Annotated in this window: 12 protein-coding genes and 3 tRNA genes; 7 read left to right on the top strand and 8 right to left on the bottom strand. The window is 48.4% G+C overall.

The features are described 5' to 3' along the window. Positions 1-47: 47 nt before the first annotated feature. Positions 48-746: a phosphohydrolase gene (locus I6L53_RS08425; protein ID WP_042318248.1), complete on the bottom strand. Its 699-nt coding sequence runs from the start codon at positions 744-746 to the stop codon at positions 48-50. A gap of 52 nt (positions 747-798) precedes the next feature. Continuing rightward, the gene (drpB, locus tag I6L53_RS08420) at positions 799-1,068 is read right to left on the bottom strand and encodes a cell division protein DrpB (protein ID WP_072015676.1); all 270 of its coding nucleotides are present in this window, start codon (positions 1,066-1,068) and stop codon (positions 799-801) included. Between the two features lie 641 nt (positions 1,069-1,709). Here drpB and ompC point away from each other — a divergent pair. Continuing rightward, a complete protein-coding gene (gene ompC / locus I6L53_RS08415) occupies positions 1,710-2,897 on the top strand; it encodes a porin OmpC (RefSeq protein WP_042318245.1) in 1,188 nt (395 codons plus the stop codon). 589 nt (positions 2,898-3,486) lie between these two features. Beyond that, complete coding sequence (locus I6L53_RS08410) at positions 3,487-6,342, top strand: autotransporter outer membrane beta-barrel domain-containing protein (RefSeq protein ID WP_042318244.1); 2,856 nt, start codon at positions 3,487-3,489, stop codon at positions 6,340-6,342. Positions 6,343-6,811: 469 nt separating this feature from the next. Here I6L53_RS08410 and I6L53_RS08405 read toward each other — a convergent pair. Continuing rightward, positions 6,812-6,901: transfer RNA gene (locus I6L53_RS08405), tRNA-Ser, on the bottom strand. A 93-nt stretch (positions 6,902-6,994) separates the two neighbouring features. On the opposite strand from I6L53_RS08405, the gene mtfA reads away from it, so the two are divergent. Both mtfA and I6L53_RS08395 read left to right on the top strand, forming a co-directional pair. Further along, on the top strand, positions 6,995-7,792 hold the full coding sequence (gene mtfA / locus I6L53_RS08400; RefSeq protein ID WP_042318243.1) for a DgsA anti-repressor MtfA: 798 nt from the start codon (positions 6,995-6,997) through the stop codon (positions 7,790-7,792). A gap of 100 nt (positions 7,793-7,892) precedes the next feature. Further along, a tRNA-Asn gene (locus I6L53_RS08395) sits at positions 7,893-7,968 on the top strand. A gap of 37 nt (positions 7,969-8,005) precedes the next feature. Here I6L53_RS08395 and cbl read toward each other — a convergent pair. Further along, positions 8,006-8,956, bottom strand: a complete 951-nt coding sequence (gene cbl / locus I6L53_RS08390) for an HTH-type transcriptional regulator Cbl (RefSeq protein WP_042318240.1) — start codon at positions 8,954-8,956, stop codon at positions 8,006-8,008. Positions 8,957-9,057: 101 nt separating this feature from the next. Next, positions 9,058-9,975 carry a nitrogen assimilation transcriptional regulator NAC gene (nac, locus tag I6L53_RS08385; RefSeq protein WP_042318238.1) on the bottom strand — a complete coding sequence of 306 codons (918 nt, stop codon included), beginning with the start codon at positions 9,973-9,975 and terminating at the stop codon, positions 9,058-9,060. Positions 9,976-10,301: 326 nt separating this feature from the next. On the opposite strand from nac, the gene I6L53_RS08380 reads away from it, so the two are divergent. From I6L53_RS08380 to I6L53_RS08370, 3 genes are all read left to right on the top strand, one after another. Further along, positions 10,302-10,377: transfer RNA gene (locus tag I6L53_RS08380), tRNA-Asn, on the top strand. Positions 10,378-10,584: 207 nt separating this feature from the next. Beyond that, positions 10,585-11,901 carry a shikimate transporter gene (shiA, locus tag I6L53_RS08375; protein WP_042318237.1) on the top strand — a complete coding sequence of 439 codons (1,317 nt, stop codon included), beginning with the start codon at positions 10,585-10,587 and terminating at the stop codon, positions 11,899-11,901. 115 nt (positions 11,902-12,016) lie between these two features. After that, complete coding sequence (locus I6L53_RS08370) at positions 12,017-13,471, top strand: AMP nucleosidase (RefSeq protein ID WP_042318236.1); 1,455 nt, start codon at positions 12,017-12,019, stop codon at positions 13,469-13,471. Positions 13,472-13,692: 221 nt separating this feature from the next. On the opposite strand, the gene I6L53_RS08365 is transcribed toward I6L53_RS08370, so the two are convergent. From I6L53_RS08365 to I6L53_RS08355, 3 genes are all read right to left on the bottom strand, one after another. Further along, positions 13,693-15,426 carry a UvrD-helicase domain-containing protein gene (locus tag I6L53_RS08365; RefSeq protein WP_042318234.1) on the bottom strand — a complete coding sequence of 578 codons (1,734 nt, stop codon included), beginning with the start codon at positions 15,424-15,426 and terminating at the stop codon, positions 13,693-13,695. Further along, positions 15,419-17,491 carry an ATP-dependent nuclease gene (locus I6L53_RS08360; RefSeq protein WP_042318233.1) on the bottom strand — a complete coding sequence of 691 codons (2,073 nt, stop codon included), beginning with the start codon at positions 17,489-17,491 and terminating at the stop codon, positions 15,419-15,421. Before I6L53_RS08360 ends, I6L53_RS08365 begins: the two co-directional genes overlap by 8 nt. Positions 17,492-17,622: 131 nt before the next feature. Continuing rightward, the gene (locus I6L53_RS08355; protein ID WP_042318232.1) at positions 17,623-20,082 is read right to left on the bottom strand and encodes a hypothetical protein; all 2,460 of its coding nucleotides are present in this window, start codon (positions 20,080-20,082) and stop codon (positions 17,623-17,625) included. Position 20,083 lies beyond the last annotated feature (1 nt).

Here is a 20,083-nt window from a genome sequence, read left to right as displayed (position 1 = left end):
TTCAACCGGCCAAAAAAGAGTGTCGTCAGGTTAACATAAAATTGGCTTCACGAGTGGCTGGGGCGAAATGCGCGGATCACCGCCGGATCGACAGATTCATACTCCCCATTTAGCTCAGCGCTCAACTTTGCCATGTAGTTTACCAGGAAATCAGCGTTATGACGGGCCAGTTCACGTCCACGCTCGGTTTGCATTGTGCCGGGCAACGCCAGCAATTTGGTCTGGAAGTGATCGAGAGCAAACTGTTTATCGTTGAGCGCACGCCGTTCTGCAAAGGGATCTTCACCGTCAAAAAGCGCCACGCCTAACGCGCCTGAAACCGCAAAAACGCGCGCCAGCCCTATCGCGCCCAGCGCCTCAAGTCTGTCAGCATCCTGAACGATTTTTGCTTCCAGAGTGAGGGGAGCAATGTTCGCGCTAAAACTATGTGCCTCGATCGCATGGCAAACCGACGCCAGCTGTGGCTCAGGGAAGGTAGGGAAATCCTGAATGAGGATACGGCGGGTTTCAGCGGCAGCCAGAACCGACGAGCGATGACGATCCGGATGATTTTTGGCAAGGCTGACAATGTCATGAAAATAACAGGCGGTCAGCACGACCAGTCCATCCACTTCCTGCCCTTTCATCAGTTGCCGTGATGTCGCCCAGACGCGGCGGAAGTGAAAGATATCATGTGCGGCATCCTGCCGGGTATGATGGTTACATAACCACGCTTCAAATTGTGATTGCCAGAGCTGAAGATCCACATTGCCTCCCGTACGTTAAGAAGCAATACAGTAGCAAGTTTCTCCTGCGTCTTCACGTTGGCTGACGACGCGGGCGCGTATACCAGGCGATGCCACCGAGAATCAGTCCCACCAGTCCGAGGACCAGGAAACCCAGCAGTGCGCCCATCCATTTCCCGCTGGTGGAGCCAAGCGAACTTTCGAATCCGGCAACCGGGATTGACTGAACATGGCTAATCACCCACGCGTAGCGAAGCATGGCCCAGGCAAAGTAGACGCAAAAAGCATAAAACACCCACAATGCCAGTTTTCCGCCCAGACTCCGTGTTGCTCTTTCTTCCATAGTGCTCAAAGGAAACTCCATTTTGGTGATGTAACTCAACAGTAATCATTGCTTATTTTTGTGATTATAGTCACATTTTTATGTTCTGTGTGTCACAAGATGACTGACATTCATTGATTTTGCATATGTATTGATCCAGGGCAATTTTAGTTATGTCACAAAATCCACCACCCCTTTCCACTAAAACGAAGAATCTCCGGGTTTTCCTTTATTTGCGCATATTGCAAACAAATAAAAAATTCGCCCGCTACCCCGCCGTCTTTTTTAGAGTGTTCATATCATTATGCTGTATCACCAGACTTCTCATCGTTAAATTAACTTGTTTTTACAAACAACATTCACGTCAATTATTTATTATTCACGACTCATAGATAAGCTTTTATTCAGAAACCATTCAAATTCATGATATAACCATAAAAATCATAATCATTTGATATAACAAACTAAAAACATGAATGATATTTAAATAAATCATATAAAATTAATTATAAAAACCCAAAACAGAAACATTTAGAAATATTTAAAATATAATTGTTACATGTTACTTTTAAAATAAAATGAACTCTATGGAATAGTATCCAGCGTGTTCTTCTGGAAAGAAGAACTCATTCATGAGAATTATCATCATAAGGGAAAACATAATGAAAAGAAAAGTATTGGCAATGCTTGTTCCAGCATTACTTATTTCTGGCGTGGCGAATGCCGCTGAAGTTTATAATAAAGACGGCAATAAAGTAGATATCTATGGGAAAGTAGATGGTCTGCATTACTTCTCTGAAGATGCTGGCAGCGATGGCGACATGTCCTATGCACGTCTTGGCTTCAAAGGCGAAACTCAGATCATGGATCAACTGACCGGTTACGGCCAGTGGGAATACAATATCCAGGCAAACACAACGGAAAGCGACCACGGTAACTCCTGGACGCGTCTGGGCTTTGCCGGTTTAGGCTTTGGCCAGAACGGCACCTTTGATTATGGTCGTAACTACGGCGTGGTTTATGACGTTGAAGCGTGGACCGATATGCTGCCAGAATTTGGTGGCGATACCTACACCCAGACCGACGTGTATATGCTGGGTCGTACTAACGGCGTCGCCACCTATCGTAATAAAGGCTTCTTCGGTCAGGTTGATGGCCTGAACTTTGCGCTGCAGTATCAGGGTAATAACGAGAACGGCGGTCTGGCTGGGCAGGAAGGTACGAGTAACGGTAACGGTGCCCGTAGCATGGCGAAAGAAAACGGCGACGGTTTCGGTATGTCCACCTCCTATGACTTTGACTTCGGTCTGAGCCTGGGCGCGGCCTACTCAAATTCCGATCGCACTGATAATCAGGTTACTCGTGGTTATGGCGATCGCTCCCATGCCAACAACTATGCTGGCGGCGAAACGGCCGAAGCGTGGACTATTGGCGCGAAATATGACGCAAACAATATCTATCTGGCCACCATGTATGCCGAAACCCGCAATATGACCTATTACGGCAGCGGTAAAGGTGAAGCAACTGGCGGTATCGCTAACCAGACTCAGAACTTTGAAGCCGTCGCGCAATACCAGTTCGATTTCGGCCTGCGCCCCTCCATCGCCTACCTGGTCTCTAAAGGTAAGGACCTGGGTGGTCAGGATCACGATGGCGACGGTAACCCACGTTATACCGACAAAGATCTGGTGAAATATGTTGAGGTCGGTATGACTTACTACTTCAACAAAAACATGTCCACCTACGTTGATTACAAAATCAACCTGCTGGATAACGATGACCATTTCTATACAGACAACGGCATCGCGACCGATGACATCGTTGCTCTGGGCTTAGTGTATCAGTTCTAATTTCCAGAATGATTTCAGGCCCGCTTCTGGCGGGCTTTTTTGTACCTCTGAGACTCAATCCGCGATGGATTTTCCGCATAGACTGTACGTGAAACCACACCTGAGTATGGTTCGTAAAACGCCTGCGTAGAAATTCTACTCCCCCAAAAAGACTGCTGATGTTTTTTTGCATTTTCTCATTATTAATAATGTAATAATAGCCACCGTTCTCATGTTTCAGTTAAAGCAAAAAAAATAGATAAGAAAATTTCACAGCTAAATAAGATTCTTACCAAAACACTTCCCCAATGATATAAATGAATCTTTTGACAATATTTTTCGGCCTATTTATAGTCATTAAGTGGGATAAAGGATGACAGGTGTGAGAACAGTTTATTATTAACATTATCTCGCAAGAGAGAAGCTAAATACCCTTTGATTTTCAACCCTTCTGATTTGCACCCGGCAAAAGAAAAGTATCCTCCAGACTTTCACCTTAACAACATTATATAAATAATCTGATGGTGATGTAAGAGAACTTTATTCTCTCACTTAGACAAAATAACAGGATTCATAGTCCCCCGTAGTACGGGAACTATACAGGAGTGGTATGGGCATTAAACAACACAATGGAAATATTGGGATCGATCGCCTCGCTGAATTAAAAATACGTTCTGCCTCAATTCAACTTGCGACGATCGGCGCTATTGGTTTGAATGCAATTGTCTTTTCGCCATTAATAGCAGCGGCTGATTTAGGCAGTCAAAATGGTACCAGTATTACCGTTAACGATGGTGACAGAATTACAGGAGATAGCGTCGATTCCTCTGGGAGCCTCTATGGCGTAATGACCCCAACAGGTAATACTCCCGGCAACATCAACCTGGGTAATAATGTTACCGTCAATGTCAACGCCCCCACCGGGTATGCAAAGGGAATCATTCTTCAGGGCAACAACAGTACCCTGACAGCTAACCAACTGACAGTCGACGTTGTCGGTCAAACCGCTGCGGTCGGCATTAATTTAAATGGTGACGATACGCATGCTGACTTAGGCACAGGCAGCACCATTAAAAGTAACGGTGACGGCGTCATTGTTGGGCATAGCTCAGCGCTATTAGCCAGCCAACTTTCCATTGAAAATTCGAACGGCACAGGCTTAAAAATCAACGACTATGGCAGCAGTGCCGATCTTGGCAGCGGAAGCCAAATCAAAACCAACGGTGGCCCAGGAGTTTACATCGGTGGTCTCAACGGCAATTCCGCCAACGGTGTTGCGCGTTTTACGGCGACAGACCTGACGATCGATGTGCAGGGTTACAGCGCCTTAGGCATAAACGTACAGAGAAACTCTGTTGTCGACCTGGGAACAAACAGTACCATTAAAACCAATGGCGGCTATGCGCACGGCATCTGGAGCTTTGGCCAGCTTAGCGCGAATGCACTCGCTGTTGAGGTAAATGGAACTGACGCCAATGGCATCGAAGTCCGTGGCGGAATAACCACTATCGGTGCGGGCAGCCATATTTCTTCCAACCAGGGGGGTGGACTGGTGACCAACGGCACAGGCGCAACGATCCATTTTTCTGGCACGCCAACGCAACGGAACAGCATATTCTCCGGCGGTTCTTACGGTGCCTCTGCCCAGAGCGCAACGGCCGTTATCAACATGCAAAACACCGACATTACGGTTGATCGTAATGGCAGCCTGGCGCTGGGTTTGTGGACGCTGAGTGGCGGTAAAATAGCCGGTGATAATCTGACTATCACTGGCGCGGCAGGAACCCGGGGAGTTTATGCCATGACCAACAGCCAGATCGATCTGACGAACGATCTGGTTATTAATATGAGCACACCCGATCAGATGGCCATCGCGACGCAACATAACGATGGTTATGCCGCCAGCCGAATCAACGCTTCGGGGCATATGCTAATCAACGGTAGCGTCCTTGCCAAAGGTGGATTGATCAATCTGGATATGCATTCCGGATCCGTCTGGACGGGTTCCTCCTTCAGCGACAATATCAATGGCGGGAAACTGGACGTCGCAATGAATGATAGCGTCTGGAATGTGACGAGTCATTCCAGTCTCGACACGCTGGCGCTGACGCATTCAACCGTCGATTTTGCCAGCCGCGCCTCAACTGCCAGCACATTTACCACATTAAATGTCGCGAACCTGAGCGGTAACAGTACCTTTATTATGCGTGCCGATGTCGTGGGCGAGGGAGATGGCGTTAATAACGCAGGTGATTTACTGAACATCAGCGGAAGTAGCGCCGGTAATCACGTATTGACCATCCGCAACCAGGGCAGCGAGGCGACAACGGGCAATGAAGTGCTGACCGTTGTACAAACCCCTGACGGTGCTGCCTCATTCACCGCCTCTTCTCAGGTTGAGCTGGGAGGATATCTGTATGATGTGCGTAAAAATGGGACCAACTGGGAGCTATACGCTTCCGGAACGGCTCCAGAACCGATTCCTGATCCCATACCGGATCCCGCTCAGCCTCCCGTCATAAAACCCGAGCCCTCGCCAGTTCCTGCACCTAAACCAACCACGACCGCAGATGCTGGCGGCAATTATCTCAACGTTGGTTATCTTATGAACTATGTCGAAAACCGTACGCTGATGCAGCGAATGGGCGACCTGAGAAATCAGAGCAAGGAAGGTAATATCTGGCTTCGCGGCTATGGGGGCAACCTGGACTCCTTCGCCAGTGGCAAACTGAGCGGCTTTGATATGGGTTACAGCGGTATACAGTTTGGCGGGGATAAACGTCTCTCTGATGAAATACCGTTGTATGTAGGACTGTTTATTGGTTCAACACACGCGTCGCCGGACTATCGCGGAGGCGATGGTACTGCACGTTCAGACTATATGGGAATGTACACCAGTTACATGGCAGAAGGCGGCTTTTACAGCGATCTGGTTGTAAAAGCGTCACGCCAGAAAAATAGTTTCCATGTGCTGGACAGTCAGAACAACGGCGTTAGCGCCAGCGGCAGCGCCAATGGATTCAGCGCCTCTCTGGAGGCCGGACAGAAGTTCAGCCTGAACCAACCAGGTCATGGGTTCTATATTGAACCTCAGGCTCAGTTCACATACAGCCACCAAAATGACATGGATATGAAGGCGAGTAATGGCCTCAATATCCATCTGAGTCAGTACAAATCAATGCTGGGACGTGCCAGCATAATACTGGGATATGACGTCGTCGCAGGTAACAGCCAGTTGAATATGTATGTGAAGACTGGCGGTATTCGCGAGTTTTCCGGGGATACCGAGTATCGCCTGAACCGCTCCCGGGAAAAGCACAGTTTCAAAGGTAATGGCTGGAACAACGGTGTGGGAGTGAGTGCACAGTTCAACAAACAGCACACACTCTACCTCGAAGCGGATTACACGCAGGGTAATGCCTTTGATCAGAAGCAAGTCAGCGGCGGATATCGTTTCAGCTTTTAAGCGCCGGACGGGCAGTGGAAACATTGCCTTAGAACAAGTTGAAAAACATTAATTAGAATGTGCCGTATCAACCTTCAGGTAACCAACATCATGCAGAGGTGCGCCAACACCTCTGCATCTTTCATGCATAATGTAACTGAAGCACATCATCTCATTTCGTTAGCTCACTTCCCTCTTCTCTCCCGAGAGGTCTGGACACCCTTAAAAGCCCCTGACGAGCATAAATGCAACCAGAAAATAGTCTAACTCGTCGGTTTGCACATCATGAGCGAGAGCGGAAGCAGACCATAAGCTGAAACGTCAGGTGCATGTTCAGGATCGCAAAGTAAGAATATTCACAGCCCAGGCTCTTCCTGTTTTGGGTAAATCAGAAGATGATGATGGCGCGAAAAACACCAGGTAAGTATACCAACACGGTACCAAGTGTGACGTGCGTCGTTGAATGGAAGTGAGCTAACTGCTTGAATAGTGGCGGAGAGAGGGGGATTTGAACCCCCGGTAGAGTTGCCCCTACTCCGGTTTTCGAGACCGGTCCGTTCAGCCGCTCCGGCATCTCTCCGTTTTGATGGTTGCCATCATGCCAGGTAATTTGGCATTTTAACAGACCCTGTCCCTTCAATTTTGTTCAAGTGACGAGTTTGCGAGCAAAACGATGATTAAGTGGCCCTGGAAAGCACAAGACACCGCGCAAAGTGACTCAGCTCAGTGGGAGGAAGCCCTTGCGATCCCCCTGCTTGTGACTTTGACTGCGCAAGAACAAGCCAGACTCATTGCGCTGGCTGAGCGATTCCTGCAACAAAAAAGGCTGGTCGCCCTTCAGGGTTTCGAACTCGACTCGCTGAAAAGCGCGCGCATCGCTCTGCTTTTCTGTCTGCCGGTTCTGGAACTGGGTATCGAATGGCTGGATGGCTTCCACGAGGTGCTGATCTACCCTGCGCCCTTTGTTGTTGATGACGAATGGGAAGATGATATTGGCCTGGTCCATAACCAGCGCGTCGTTCAGTCCGGACAAAGCTGGCAGCAAGGGCCGATCATTCTGAACTGGCTGGATATTCAGGACTCCTTTGACGCCTCTGGATTTAACCTTATTATTCATGAGGTTGCACATAAACTGGACATGCGCAATGGCGACCGTGCCAGCGGCATCCCGCTAATTCCCTTACGGGAGGTAGCGAGTTGGGAACATGACCTGCACGCCGCAATGAACAATATTCAGGATGAAATTGATCTGGTGGGGGAAACTGCGTCGAGCATTGACGCCTATGCGGCAAGCGATCCGGCGGAATGTTTTGCCGTCCTGTCCGAGTATTTCTTCAGCGCTCCAGAACTTTTTGCGCCACGGTTCCCCGCGCTGTGGCAACGCTTCTGCCAGTTTTATCAGCAGGACCCTCTGCAACGCCTTCGTGATAGCGAAGACGATGACCCATCCCCCACCGGGCAGGTTCACTGATCCCTCGCGTTGGGGATTAATTAACCACTTGAAAAAGCGTGCTAATTTTACTGTTGACACGCAGTGGAGAGGTCAGTATCATGCGCCTCGTTCACACGATTCCTCTGTAGTTCAGTCGGTAGAACGGCGGACTGTTAATCCGTATGTCACTGGTTCGAGTCCAGTCAGAGGAGCCAAATTTAAAGAAACCCGCTTTTTAGCGGGTTTTTTGCTTTATATCTGATAATCAATCGCGACGTCATCAGGTTCCATCACCTGCCGTTTAATATCCTCCACGGACAATCCAGCATTACAGAGTTCGATAAACCGCCAGACATAGTTGCGCTGAAGTTGGCCACGTTTCAGTCCCAACCAGACCGTGTTGGCGTCAAACAGATGGCGCGTGTCCAGACGCGTCAGCGTCCCCTCTTCCAGCTCACCACTGGACTGCTCCGCCACCAGACCAATCCCCAGTCCTAACGCGACATAGGTTTTAATCACATCAGAATCCTGCGCGCTAAGGACAATATCAGGCAGCAACCCTTTGCGGGCAAAAGCTTCATCAATGCGTGAGCGCCCGGTGATCCCTTGTCGATAGGTGATTAGCGGCCAGTGGGCTATCGACTCCAGCGTAACAGGCGATACCTGGATCAACGGATGATTGTGCGGCACTAACAAGCTATGATGCCAGCGGAACCAGGGGAACGCGACCAACAGAGGATCGTTGCTCAGCCGTTCACTGGCGATACCGATATCCGCCCCACCATTTTGCAGTAACGTCTCTATTTCCTGCGGCGTCCCCTGGATCAATTCCAGACGGACTTCCGGAAACAACTCGCGGAAGGCTTTAATCACACCCGGCAGGCTGTAGCGTGCCTGCGTATGCGTCGTGGCGATGGTTAACACGCCCGAGGTGTCATTGGTGAACAAATCCGCCAGTCGGCGGACGTTACTGGCTTCATTTAAAATGCGCTCGGCGATAACCAACAGCGCCTTGCCAGGTTCGGTCATTCCAAGCAGACGCTTACCCCGGCGGATAAAAATCTCTATCCCAAGCTCATCTTCTAACTCACGAATATGCCGACTTACCCCTGACTGCGAGGTAAAGAGCATATTGGCAACTTCTGTCAGGTTGTAATCCTGACGTGCTGCTTCACGGATAATTTTTAGCTGCTGGAAATTCACTCGTTGCTCCGGTTACATCAGACATATTGCTATTGTTAGAGTCTGATGTCCGGCATAACAAATAATAAAAACCTGCATCTTATTCCGTCATGGAATAACGCTTAGCTTACCAACTGCAACTCGCGGTTATCCAACGCCGGACTGCTGACCAGCGACATCAGGATCTCTTTCACTGCCTGCGCCTGGGGAGACAAACTTCCTCTTGCCGACATATTCAATGACAGCGACAGACTCATCGATGGCGAGGTAATGCGCGCCATCCAGCCATTTGCCGCCCCACACAGGGAACGCGCAGCGGATTCCGGCAACACCGTCACGCCCATACCGCTGGCAATCGCCGCGGTCAGCGTGGCTATCGATTCAATTTCGCCGATGACTTTCGCCGTTAAGCGACGCAGCGAGAAAGCTTCATCGACCCGCAAACGGACCGCGCTGTAGTCGCGAGGGAGAAAAAGATTCATCTGCGCGACAGCGGTGAGATCCACGCTCTGCCCGGGACAGTCGCGAGTACCCACAAGGAAGAGATCTTCTTTCAGCAGGGGTTGACTGGTAATACCTGCCAGCGGGGAGCGCTCATAGAGCACCGCCATATCCAGGTAACCATTCAGCAGTTTATCGTTTAGCACTGCCCCGCTGTTTTCATGCAGATACACCAGCACCTCGGGCAATTCTGCGCGCACCGCCTGCAATAACGGCATTGTAACCGACGACGCGGCAGTCCCCGGTGCAAGACCGATCGACACCTGTCCCGTTAAGGTTTGTCCGACGTTACAGACAGCTAACTGCGCCTGTTCGCACTGACGGAGGATCGTCCGCGCATGGGTGTAGAGGATTTTTCCCGCTTCGGTGGGCGTCACTCCCCTTTTGGTACGTATTAAGAGTTGCTGATTGAGCTCACCTTCCAGGGTGGCAACCTGCTGACTCAGCGCGGGCTGTGCGATATGCAATACTTCAGCGGCCTGCGTCAGGCTACCAATATCGACAATTTTTACGAAATATTTCAATCGTCTGAAGTTCATTTTGCCTCCTGTCCGGAATGCCAGAACCCATGCTGGCAGTGATGTCAGGAGAGAATTGCAAGATGCTTGCCAGTTTCGAATAAAGAAAGAAACTCGCGTTAACCTACCGTAAAATAAGCATTTATGATTGTTATCGGTAATATCGATTCCAGCCAGTGTTTTCCGATCTGCCCCATCCGGGGTAGGCTCGCACCAGAATGGGGCAAAGCTGTCGGCGATCGAAAGTTCGCCGCTTTGCTGGTTTTGTCAGCAAACAGACTCACAATCGCATTTCCCCCTTTGACAACCCCAATTGTCGTCGTTAATATGCGCCTCGTTCACACGATTCCTCTGTAGTTCAGTCGGTAGAACGGCGGACTGTTAATCCGTATGTCACTGGTTCGAGTCCAGTCAGAGGAGCCAAATTTAAAAAAGCCCGCTTTTAGCGGGCTTTTTGCTTTTCAGGACGCCATATCGGCTTAATTTTCCTATTCTGCTCTCATCGGATTAAAAATCGTTTTCACTTCCTGTCTGTCGCGGTAGTCTCATAACAGCCGCTTATAGGTTGGCCGCAATGTGTGTGACTCTCATTCCCATACTAATAATAAAATCAGTACAGACAGGATTACTATGGATTCCACCCTCATTTCCACCCCCTCCGCGGAGGAAACCCCATCGCTTGATCGCGCCCGACGCGCCGCGCTGGGCAGCTTTGCCGGTGCCGTCGTCGACTGGTACGATTTTCTGCTTTATGGCATTACCGCCGCGCTGGTCTTCAACCGTGAGTTTTTCCCGCAGGTCAGTCCGGCAATGGGCACACTTGCCGCGTTTGCCACTTTTGGCGTCGGATTCCTGTTCCGGCCGCTGGGCGGCGTGATCTTCGGCCACTTCGGCGATCGCTTAGGCCGTAAACGGATGCTGATGCTCACCGTCTGGATGATGGGTATTGCCACCGCATTGATTGGCATTCTTCCTTCATTCGCCGCTATTGGTTGGTGGGCGCCGGTACTGTTGGTTCTGCTGCGCGCGATTCAGGGATTTGCCGTTGGCGGTGAATGGGGCGGTGCCGCGTTGCTCTCCGTCGAAAGCGCGCCGGAAAACAAAAAAGCGTTCTATAGCAGCGGTGTACAGGTGGGCTATGGCGTCGGCCTGCTGCTTTCCACGGGTCTCGTGTCACTGATCAGTTATCTGACGACCGACGAGCAGTTTCTGAGCTGGGGCTGGCGTATTCCGTTCCTGTTCAGCATCGTCCTGGTGCTCGGCGCGCTGTGGGTGAGAAACAGGATGGAAGAATCCGCTGAATTTGAGCAACAGAAACCGCAGTCACCCGAAGCAAAAAAACGCCTGCCGGTGATGGAAGCACTCATCCGCCATCCGGGGGCATTTTTAAAGATTATTGCGCTTCGCCTGTGCGAACTGCTGACTATGTACATCGTTACCGCTTTCGCCCTGAACTACTCGACGCAAAACCTCGGTCTGCCGCGTGAGCTCTTTCTGAATATCGGTCTGCTGGTCGGCGGACTTAGCTGTCTGACCATTCCCTGCTTTGCCTGGCTGGCAGACCGCTTTGGTCGTCGACGCGTTTATATTACCGGCGCATTGATTGGCACGCTGAGCGCATTTCCGTTCTTTATGGCACTCGAATCACAGTCGCTCTTCTGGATTGTGTTCTTCTCGATCATGCTTGCCAATATCGCCCATGACATGGTGGTCTGCGTGCAACAACCCATGTTCACCGGCATGTTTGGCGCAGGATATCGTTACAGCGGAGCTGGCGTGGGTTATCAGGTTGCCAGCGTGGTGGGCGGTGGATTCACCCCCTTCATCGCTGCGGCGCTGGTCACCTTTTCTGGCGGCGACTGGCACAGCGTGGCGATCTATCTCCTGGCTGGCTGTCTGATCTCGGCTGCCACCGCACTGTTGATGAAAGATAAGCAACACGCCTGAGTTCTCTGCGAGAGCCGTTCGGCTCTCGCCTCGTCGTTAAAACTCTGACTTTTGTTTCACATTCTGCTGACATACTATCGGGTGAGCAGTACACCTGTAGAACAAGGAGACACAGATGAAGAGTAAGGGCTCCAGCCTGACACCTGCGCAAGCGCTGGAAAAACTTGATGCACTCTACGAGCAGTCCGTTCAGGCGCTTCGCAGTGCCATTGGCAAGTACATTGAAACGGGGGAACTTCCCGATCTCGCCGCCCGGAGTAAAGGTCTTTTTGTTTACCCATCGCTTTCTGTTACCTGGGATGGCAATGCCACCAATCCTCCCAAAACTCGCGCATACGGACGCTTCACACATGCGGGTTGTTATACCACCACCATCACCCGTCCGGGACTGTTTCGTCCCTATCTGGAAGAGCAACTCACGCTGCTGTATCAGGATTACGACGCACAGATCATCGTAGAACCTTCACAACATGAAATCCCCTATCCCTATGTGATTGACGGTTCCGAGCTAACGCTTGATCGCTCCATGAGCGCCGGGTTAACCCGCCATTTCCCAACCACTGAACTGGCGCAAATTGGCGATGAAACCGCAGATGGCATCTATCATCCAGTTGAGTATTCTCCCCTGTCGCACTTTGACGCGCGCCGGGTCGATTTCTCGCTCGCGCGGTTGCGCCACTATACCGGGACGCCGGTGGAACATTTTCAGCCGTTCGTGTTGTTCACTAACTACACCCGCTATGTGGATGAGTTTGTGCGTTGGGGATGCAGTCAGATTCTGGATCCGGACAGTCCGTATATTGCTCTCTCCTGCGCCGGCGGTATCTGGATCACCGCGGAAACGGAGGCACCCGAAGAAGCGATTTCCGATCTGGCATGGAAAAAACATCAGATGCCAGCATGGCATTTGATCACAGCCGACGGTCAGGGGATCACGCTGGTGAATATTGGTGTAGGCCCGTCCAACGCCAAAACGATCTGCGATCACCTGGCGGTATTGCGCCCGGATGTTTGGTTGATGATTGGTCACTGCGGCGGTCTACGTGAAAGCCAGACGATTGGCGACTACGTCCTTGCGCATGCCTATCTGCGTGACGATCAGGTGCTCGATGCGGTGCTGCCGCCGGATATCCCGATACCGAGCATCGCAGAGGTACAGCGTGCCCTGTATGATGCAACGAAGATGGTCAGCGGCATGCCTGGTGAAGAGGTCAAACAGCGTCTGCGTACCGGGACCGTGGTAACCACCTCCGATCGCAACTGGGAGCTGCGCTACTCTGCCTCGGCGCTGCGCTTTAACCTGAGTCGCGCCGTGGCGATTGATATGGAAAGCGCCACCATTGCCGCGCAGGGTTACCGTTTCCGTGTGCCGTATGGCACCTTGCTGTGCGTTTCTGATAAGCCATTACATGGCGAGATCAAATTGCCCGGTCAGGCAAACCGTTTCTACGAGGGGGCAATTTCCGAACACCTGCAGATTGGTATTCGCGCTATTGACCTGCTACGTGCAGAAGGCGACCGTCTGCACTCCCGCAAACTGCGTACCTTCAACGAGCCGCCGTTCCGTTAAGAAGGTCCGGGAACGAAAATGCAAAAAGCCTGCTCGAAAGCAGGCTTTTTAAATTTGGCTCCTCTGACTGGGATCGCCTTTGCCAGCAAGTGGCTAATAAATAAGCTAAGGCGGAATTCATTCTTTGTCAAGACCACCAGAATGACCACCATTTCACTACGGAACTAATGACATATTTAGGCACTGGCTTTAGCCAATTGAACACCAGCAAACCGAGCCAATTATGGTGCAGGCACAATAGTATCCGCTCCGAACCAATTCCCTAATGTTGCAAGTGCCTCAGGTGACAAAGCTTGTGTAAACAAGATTGCAAGGCGTTTTTGAGGTCTGGAGCAGGCAACGTAAAACAAATTTCGGTTACGCTCAAATGAATCTTCTTTTCCTGCTGGGAGCATTTGTTCCCCAGCAAAACCCAACATTTCACCAAAGTTATATTGGTTCCACCCTCGTCCAACAACTACCAAGACATTTTCAAATTCAGCACCTTTCACACCGTGTTTAGTCTCAAAGGGGGAATGACCATCAAGATAACGGCGAAGTGACTTTACTTCGGAATAGGGAATATCTTTCAATTTTTCCAGTTCTTTTAGCCTTCGGGGTATTTCAGCACCAGCAGTCCTGTCAAAATTGAGTAATTCCTGTTCGAGTTTTTCAACATTATCTGGAAGTCTGGGCTTCCGATGAGTACGCAAGAATTCAACCACTTCACCGATAGTTCCTGTTTTGCGTATAGCAAGTAACAGCATCATTGCATTGTGCCAACTTTCCTTATCTGAATGGCTACGTAATTGTGGCGCAGTGCCACCAAAAACTTCAAACATCGCACCATATTTGCGAGCCTCAAAGGCGTCGCAGGCAGGTTCAAGCTTGTCGATAAAGAAGGCTATATGCTCGTTTTCTTTTTTCGTAAAAGATTCGTTATATCGAAACGTTGCTACTATATTTGAGTAACCTTGTTGATTGGCTAAAAGTCGATGAGTCAGCATGAGAATTTTGGTATGAGCGGGAGAGAAATCCCAACCATCTTGTTGCAACGTTTCTTTGACACGTTCCAGAGTAGCTTGCCCTTCTGCTAAGGGGAGATCTCCACCCCAGTGCACACCTTTTTGACGTACCCCTTGCCAATTGTTTGTATGGAAAATCCGTACCAGACCTTCAGCCTCGGGATCTTTAACACACTGCGGTAGCTCAGGCCTCATGAGATTGAGGGCATCGACAATTGTCTTATCCGAACGAAAATTGGCCTCCTTACCTATCTCAATCACATCTGGATGTTCCAGCTTACCACATCCACCATCATAGATTTTTTGCCAATGGTCGCCGAAAAAACCAAATAGAGGAGCTCCAGTTCGGCCAAGAAAATGTCTTTTAATTGCCTCAATCCAGTCTTTGTCTGTGTCCTGGTACTCATCGACCAGAATGATCGGGAAGCGTTCTGTAATCACTTTGCGGAACTTATCGTGTTCCATGAGTGAGATAGTTAAAGAAAGGACATCGTCATGATGAATAGTTATACGATGGTCGCGGATGGAGCGATGTCCAAGATTATACTCAACACTACGATTACCAAGGCTTCCACCAGCCTCTTCGAGCTTTTCTCTCCACTCTGGCATTGTTTCAATCAGTACTCTCAACGGTTTTTGAAAGCTACTGATTAACGACCAACAGAACGCATGATTGGTATCACAAAAAACGATGGGGCTTCGATCTGTTCGCGCGACGATTTCATCCTTCGCCACGTTAGTAAAGGTGATGCAGGCAATTTGCTGGCTATGTTTTTCAAATAAATTCTTATTTCGCTCAATCAAGAATCGAAGTGCCTTAATAAGGGAATATGTTTTACCCGCACCAGCGCCAGCTTCCAGCCGGAAGCTTCGTCCTTCACTGAAGCAAGCATACATAGATTCCAAAGCTCGCTGGCTAGCAGCTTCGGCGGGCGAATGGATCTCAGACATCAGCGCTGGCTCCTTCTTCAATACTAGTTGCGGCCTCTACAACCTGCGCCAATACTGGATCTTGTGTCATAGGCTCATTGCTGCCAGCTAACCAGCGAATTCCATCGACGATGTATTTGGGGGCGTTCCATTCTGCCTCTGTAATCGCGTATTTCAATGCAAATTCTGATTTTTTCCACTCAGCCGCTTTATCACGGGCTTCTATTTCAAGTTCCTGAGTATTTCTCCCTACCAACCCGAATAGAGCCGAGTTTGCAAGGATAAATGCATCTTCGAATGTGCGTCCGCAGGGGCCATCTGTCACTTCTGCACATTGATAGGCAATACGATTTCCATTACGAGCTTTATCATCGTCACTCTTGGCAATCAAACCAGCTAATGTGAAAGGAGTATCTTCAGAGAACCATGCTTTCAAACAAGCATTACTGGAATATGTGCCGAGATGAACGGCGCACGCTTTACCCCGAGGAGCCAGAACGGCATCCAGATCAGTTATGATCAGGCTCTGAAGTTCAAGAAATGCTAATAACTCGAAGAACAAATGAGCGTAAGCACCACCGACTTCCATCACCGTTGCGTACTGGCTCGACAGCTTCGGTCTTTCTGGTTCGGCTGATTCTAGTTTTTTGATGATAGCAGGAAGCAATAATCGCTCGCTCAATCCCTCGACGAGAATAGCTTTATCTGCGAAAAAGAGATCGCAACGGGTCAGCGTCATGTATTGATGAAGGAAATTTCTATCTTCCGTTGGAATATGTCTAAGCCCTTTACGTAAGTCTTTGATTTTGGTTGTACGAACTCCTTCCTGAGTTCCCTGCACTGTAGCACCGAGAAAATAGCGAATGCTCTCGAAACCAGCTGCGTTGGCAATGTGAGATGAGTGTGTAGAGACAACAAACTGGACGGGCCAGGGGCTCCTGTCCTCAGTGCCATCAACCAGTTGTTGAACAATCTTAGCAAGTTGACGAATAAAGACCTCCTGCATTTGTGGGTGCAGATGGGCTTCAGGCTCTTCAATAAAGATCAGATGTACACCCGGCTCAGTAACTTCAGCGCGAAATGCCTTATAGAAACCAGCCAGCTGCAGCAGAATAAATATTAGATTACGAGTGCCAAGACCGTTGTACGACTCCGGTAGTGTGACACCGCTATAACCCGAATACCGAACCTTAGTGAAGTTTGATAGTAACTTGCGTACGTCGAGCAATGTTTCGGTGTGTAATTCTTGCCCTCCCAGTCCGGGATATCCAAACGTTTTCAGCGCAGGAATCAGGCTTTTGAGTTGGCTACCAAAGTTTGTGTCAATCTGAGTCTGAATATCTTGAACTGCACCTTTCAACGCATCGGCAATTTGCTTATCTGCTGTATCCGCAGAGGCCGAGGACGCTGTTGCGAAAAGATGTTCTACCGTTTTAGCCAGTACATCCGATTCTCTGGATGTCACATCATCGAGTCCCCGTTGAGCGTTGATAAAGCCCGACTTGATCAGACCGCGCAGTGCGCTAGATTGTAAGTCGCGATGATTTTCTGGATCATTGGGATCTTCAGCCCATATTTTTACACAAAAATCGTTGGGAATACGTTCCCGTAACGCCCGGAAGAAGGCAATCCGAGTCTCCTGAGTTAGTGGTTCTGTGGGCTGTCCTTCGAGAAACCGTGCCAGTTGGCCATCTTTCAATTCATACCTGACTACCACGAGCGCTTCGGTACACGCCGGATCCAAATCAATCACGAAGGGGCTCAATGGGCCTAATTGAGGTTGCGCGGAGTCGTACTGGAATTTCAATCGAAGTTCAATAGCTGGGACGAGATCACGAATGACATGATCCTCTTCCCCTTCGTTTAGCGCTTTCAGTGCATCACAAAAACGGTCATAGCAAGAACTGGAAAAGTCTTCGAGTTGAAAAGTCGCACTGCCGTCTGCTAAAAATCTGCGTATTATCTCTGAGAGCGATGTTTTCCCACTGTTGTTTCGACCAACAATGACTGTCGTTTGTTCCTCTAATACAAGCTCCACGTCAGCTAAAAGTCGGAAATTCTTTATTTGAACCTGATGAATGCGCATACGTCCCTCAATCTGTGTATAGGATATCGACAAAGCTGATGTTATTACATTGCATGTGAACTTCATTCTTCTGATAGCTTAGTTGTTCACAATACCTCAGGCTCTATATTATTACCTGTGGCATTGAAACTTTACTCTGTCAGTGATGCATCACGCACATCATCCAACTGAACCTGAAATTCCTTCCATCGACGCACAAGCGTAGCCACACAGGGATTGCCCGCTAGTTGATTCATTCTGACCCAATCAACATCAACTAGTCCGGCTAGCAGTTCGGAATTAAGTTCCCCCTGCAATGCATGCCATTGGCGAATACTGGGTTGACGTTGAATAATAGGTTGGGGGGAGGAAAGACTGCCAACAATGACGTAATTTTGCTCTGGATCATGCCAGAGTCGTGTAATACCTGGTACGTTCTTGAGCCAGTTGCGAGGATCGCCTAAAGGTAAATCGAAGACACGAGATAATAATTTATTCCATGATGCTATTAATGATGTACTGGCTCTTTTTACTGATTTTTGAGCAACTTCCACCATAAGCGCATTTTTCTTTTCAGGCCATTGGGAAAAAACATAATTTTTTAAAACATCATAAGTGACATTGAATTCATTGTCAGAATAATATTTTCTTAAAGCGCATTGCCATAGGTCACACAACAAATCTAGTTCGTGAAGTAACGTATTTTTATTTGTATCGGATAATTCACCTTCTTCAGTAAGTTGGTCTATATGAAACGTTAGTTCATCCATTTTAGGTAATAACCATTGATTAAGAGGAAGTTGTTGCCGTTGAGAATCCAGAATAGTCATTAAATCGTTTAACTTCTCCGGAAGCATATGAGGTGCTCCATATTGTGGATCCTGAAGGAGAATTGTCACTTTTTCCGTTTTATGAATTATCACCGTCAATCGATTAATAAATCGGGTCAACTTCTCTGTTTCATTCCAAATCCCTTGTGTAATATCCTGGGGGCGATAATGGTAAGGCCACTTTTCGTTAAGCAAAGTTAGTAGTGCTGTTACAGAGGTATCAAATGAACGGAGTATATTATCACAGGCTGAAACAGCATCTGACATAGCAGGGTGGAAAGGTAATATTATTGGGCGGTCTTGTTTAACAGTAAACAAGCAGCCATTAGTGATTACAGCGAGATTGTTTGTGAGTAGATCCTTCTGCTGTGGAAGCGTCACACTAATTTTGGTTTCATTGCATAGCAGCAAATGCTTCAGGGCTAACTCTTTATATACAATTTCAACATTACGTGCCAAAGATTCTTGAACCGCTTTTTTCTCAAAATCACTGATACTATAATCATAGTAACGAGAATCTGTGGCAGGAATAAGCCTTGTGTCACCGTCAGAAGTAGACTGTTCTATCAGTAAGTTATCCGTAATTGGGTCGCCTGTGAGATCAAAAGGATTAATATTAATATGCTGGCAGGCAACTTTTGTTCTTAATATTTGTGTCAATGGATAGCGATCGTCAATGATACCAGGAGTCTGATCCAGCAAAACAAGTAGACACTGTGAACCATCAATTTCTATGTTCACAATCTGATCCGGTTCTATATCAGGTAGTAATGACATGCGTGCATCAGGATATTTTTCATTCAGCAGAGACAGAATGTTATGAACAATGTATTGTGAGGATACATTTTTCGAAAAACGTAGATCAAGAACCTTTATCTCTTTGTCAAGCTGTACACTTGGGAATTTAGCCTTGTCAGCGGTTTTGAATTTTGTTTTTAGCGGTAAGGGGCGTAACTTAAGTACTACTGGCGATAATCCGAAGCCAAATTTTCTTGCTTGCTCAATAAATTCATTTTGAACGGGTTGAAGGATCCAAGGCCAGCTATTTTTGAGTGAGGTTGAAGACGAAAGGTCGAGAAAAGGGCGTAGCTTGCGTTTATCTTTACTTTTGGCTACTTCCCGGTAAATCTGAGATTTAGGTTTTGTCGTTTTTTCCGCTTTCCAGCGGGCAAGAACATTATTTTTATCATAAATCCATAATGGTTGATGAATATTAAATAATTCGTCTTTTATATCGATTGGACGTAATGGGACATTTTTATGAAATAATATAACCTCAGTTATATTTTTATCGCTTCTTTGTTGAGTGCGACAGTCCAGACTAATTGCATTGATACCGCAACTATTCTTACTTTTCCAGACGTCAGTCTGTAGCAAGGGGCATCCCAGTGTATGGCTACCTTTGCAATGTGAACCAAAGGCGGATACTTTACGCATGATAAGTCGGATCCATACTGGATTCAGCATAGCCTCGTAATGGACACGCGTTGGCTCAACAATAATCCCATCACCATTTTTTATTATGGGTGGCTTGTCTTGCTCTGAGTCCAAAGCAACGTATAGCCCAAATTGATCCTTATGAGATTTCATCAAATAAGGGTAATAACGACTACCTAACTCATCATCAATTCGGCTTTGCCATTCATTCCAGCGATAGTTTTTACTTAACGGATAATGATAGACAACTAGTTTTTCAGCTTTCTCCCGATCGATCTCGTTGTCCCGGTAAATCATGTGTGAAAGGGGGAGAGAACGGATTATTTCGTCATTACGTTTCGCCATG

Origin of the sequence: Citrobacter farmeri, from assembly GCF_019048065.1 — a bacterium.
Classification (GTDB): domain Bacteria; phylum Pseudomonadota; class Gammaproteobacteria; order Enterobacterales; family Enterobacteriaceae; genus Citrobacter_A; species Citrobacter_A farmeri.
The sequence above is the reverse complement of the archived record's forward strand: the minus strand, read 5'-3'. Positions and strand labels throughout refer to the sequence as shown.

Excerpts from the sequence above, each read along its gene's own strand:
- shiA (WP_042318237.1), top strand. The coding sequence starts at position 10,585 with ATGGATTCCACCCTCATTTCCACCCCCTCCGCGGAGGAAACCCCATCG.
- ompC (WP_042318245.1), top strand. The coding sequence starts at position 1,710 with ATGAAAAGAAAAGTATTGGCAATGCTTGTTCCAGCATTACTTATTTCT.
- I6L53_RS08355 (WP_042318232.1), bottom strand. The coding sequence starts at position 20,082 with ATGGCGAAACGTAATGACGAAATAATCCGTTCTCTCCCCCTTTCACAC.
- I6L53_RS08360 (WP_042318233.1), bottom strand. The coding sequence starts at position 17,491 with ATGCGCATTCATCAGGTTCAAATAAAGAATTTCCGACTTTTAGCTGAC.
- drpB (WP_072015676.1), bottom strand. The coding sequence starts at position 1,068 with ATGGAAGAAAGAGCAACACGGAGTCTGGGCGGAAAACTGGCATTGTGG.
- mtfA (WP_042318243.1), top strand. The coding sequence starts at position 6,995 with ATGATTAAGTGGCCCTGGAAAGCACAAGACACCGCGCAAAGTGACTCA.
- nac (WP_042318238.1), bottom strand. The coding sequence starts at position 9,975 with ATGAACTTCAGACGATTGAAATATTTCGTAAAAATTGTCGATATTGGT.
- I6L53_RS08365 (WP_042318234.1), bottom strand. The coding sequence starts at position 15,426 with ATGTCTGAGATCCATTCGCCCGCCGAAGCTGCTAGCCAGCGAGCTTTG.
- I6L53_RS08410 (WP_042318244.1), top strand. The coding sequence starts at position 3,487 with ATGGGCATTAAACAACACAATGGAAATATTGGGATCGATCGCCTCGCT.
- I6L53_RS08370 (WP_042318236.1), top strand. The coding sequence starts at position 12,017 with ATGAAGAGTAAGGGCTCCAGCCTGACACCTGCGCAAGCGCTGGAAAAA.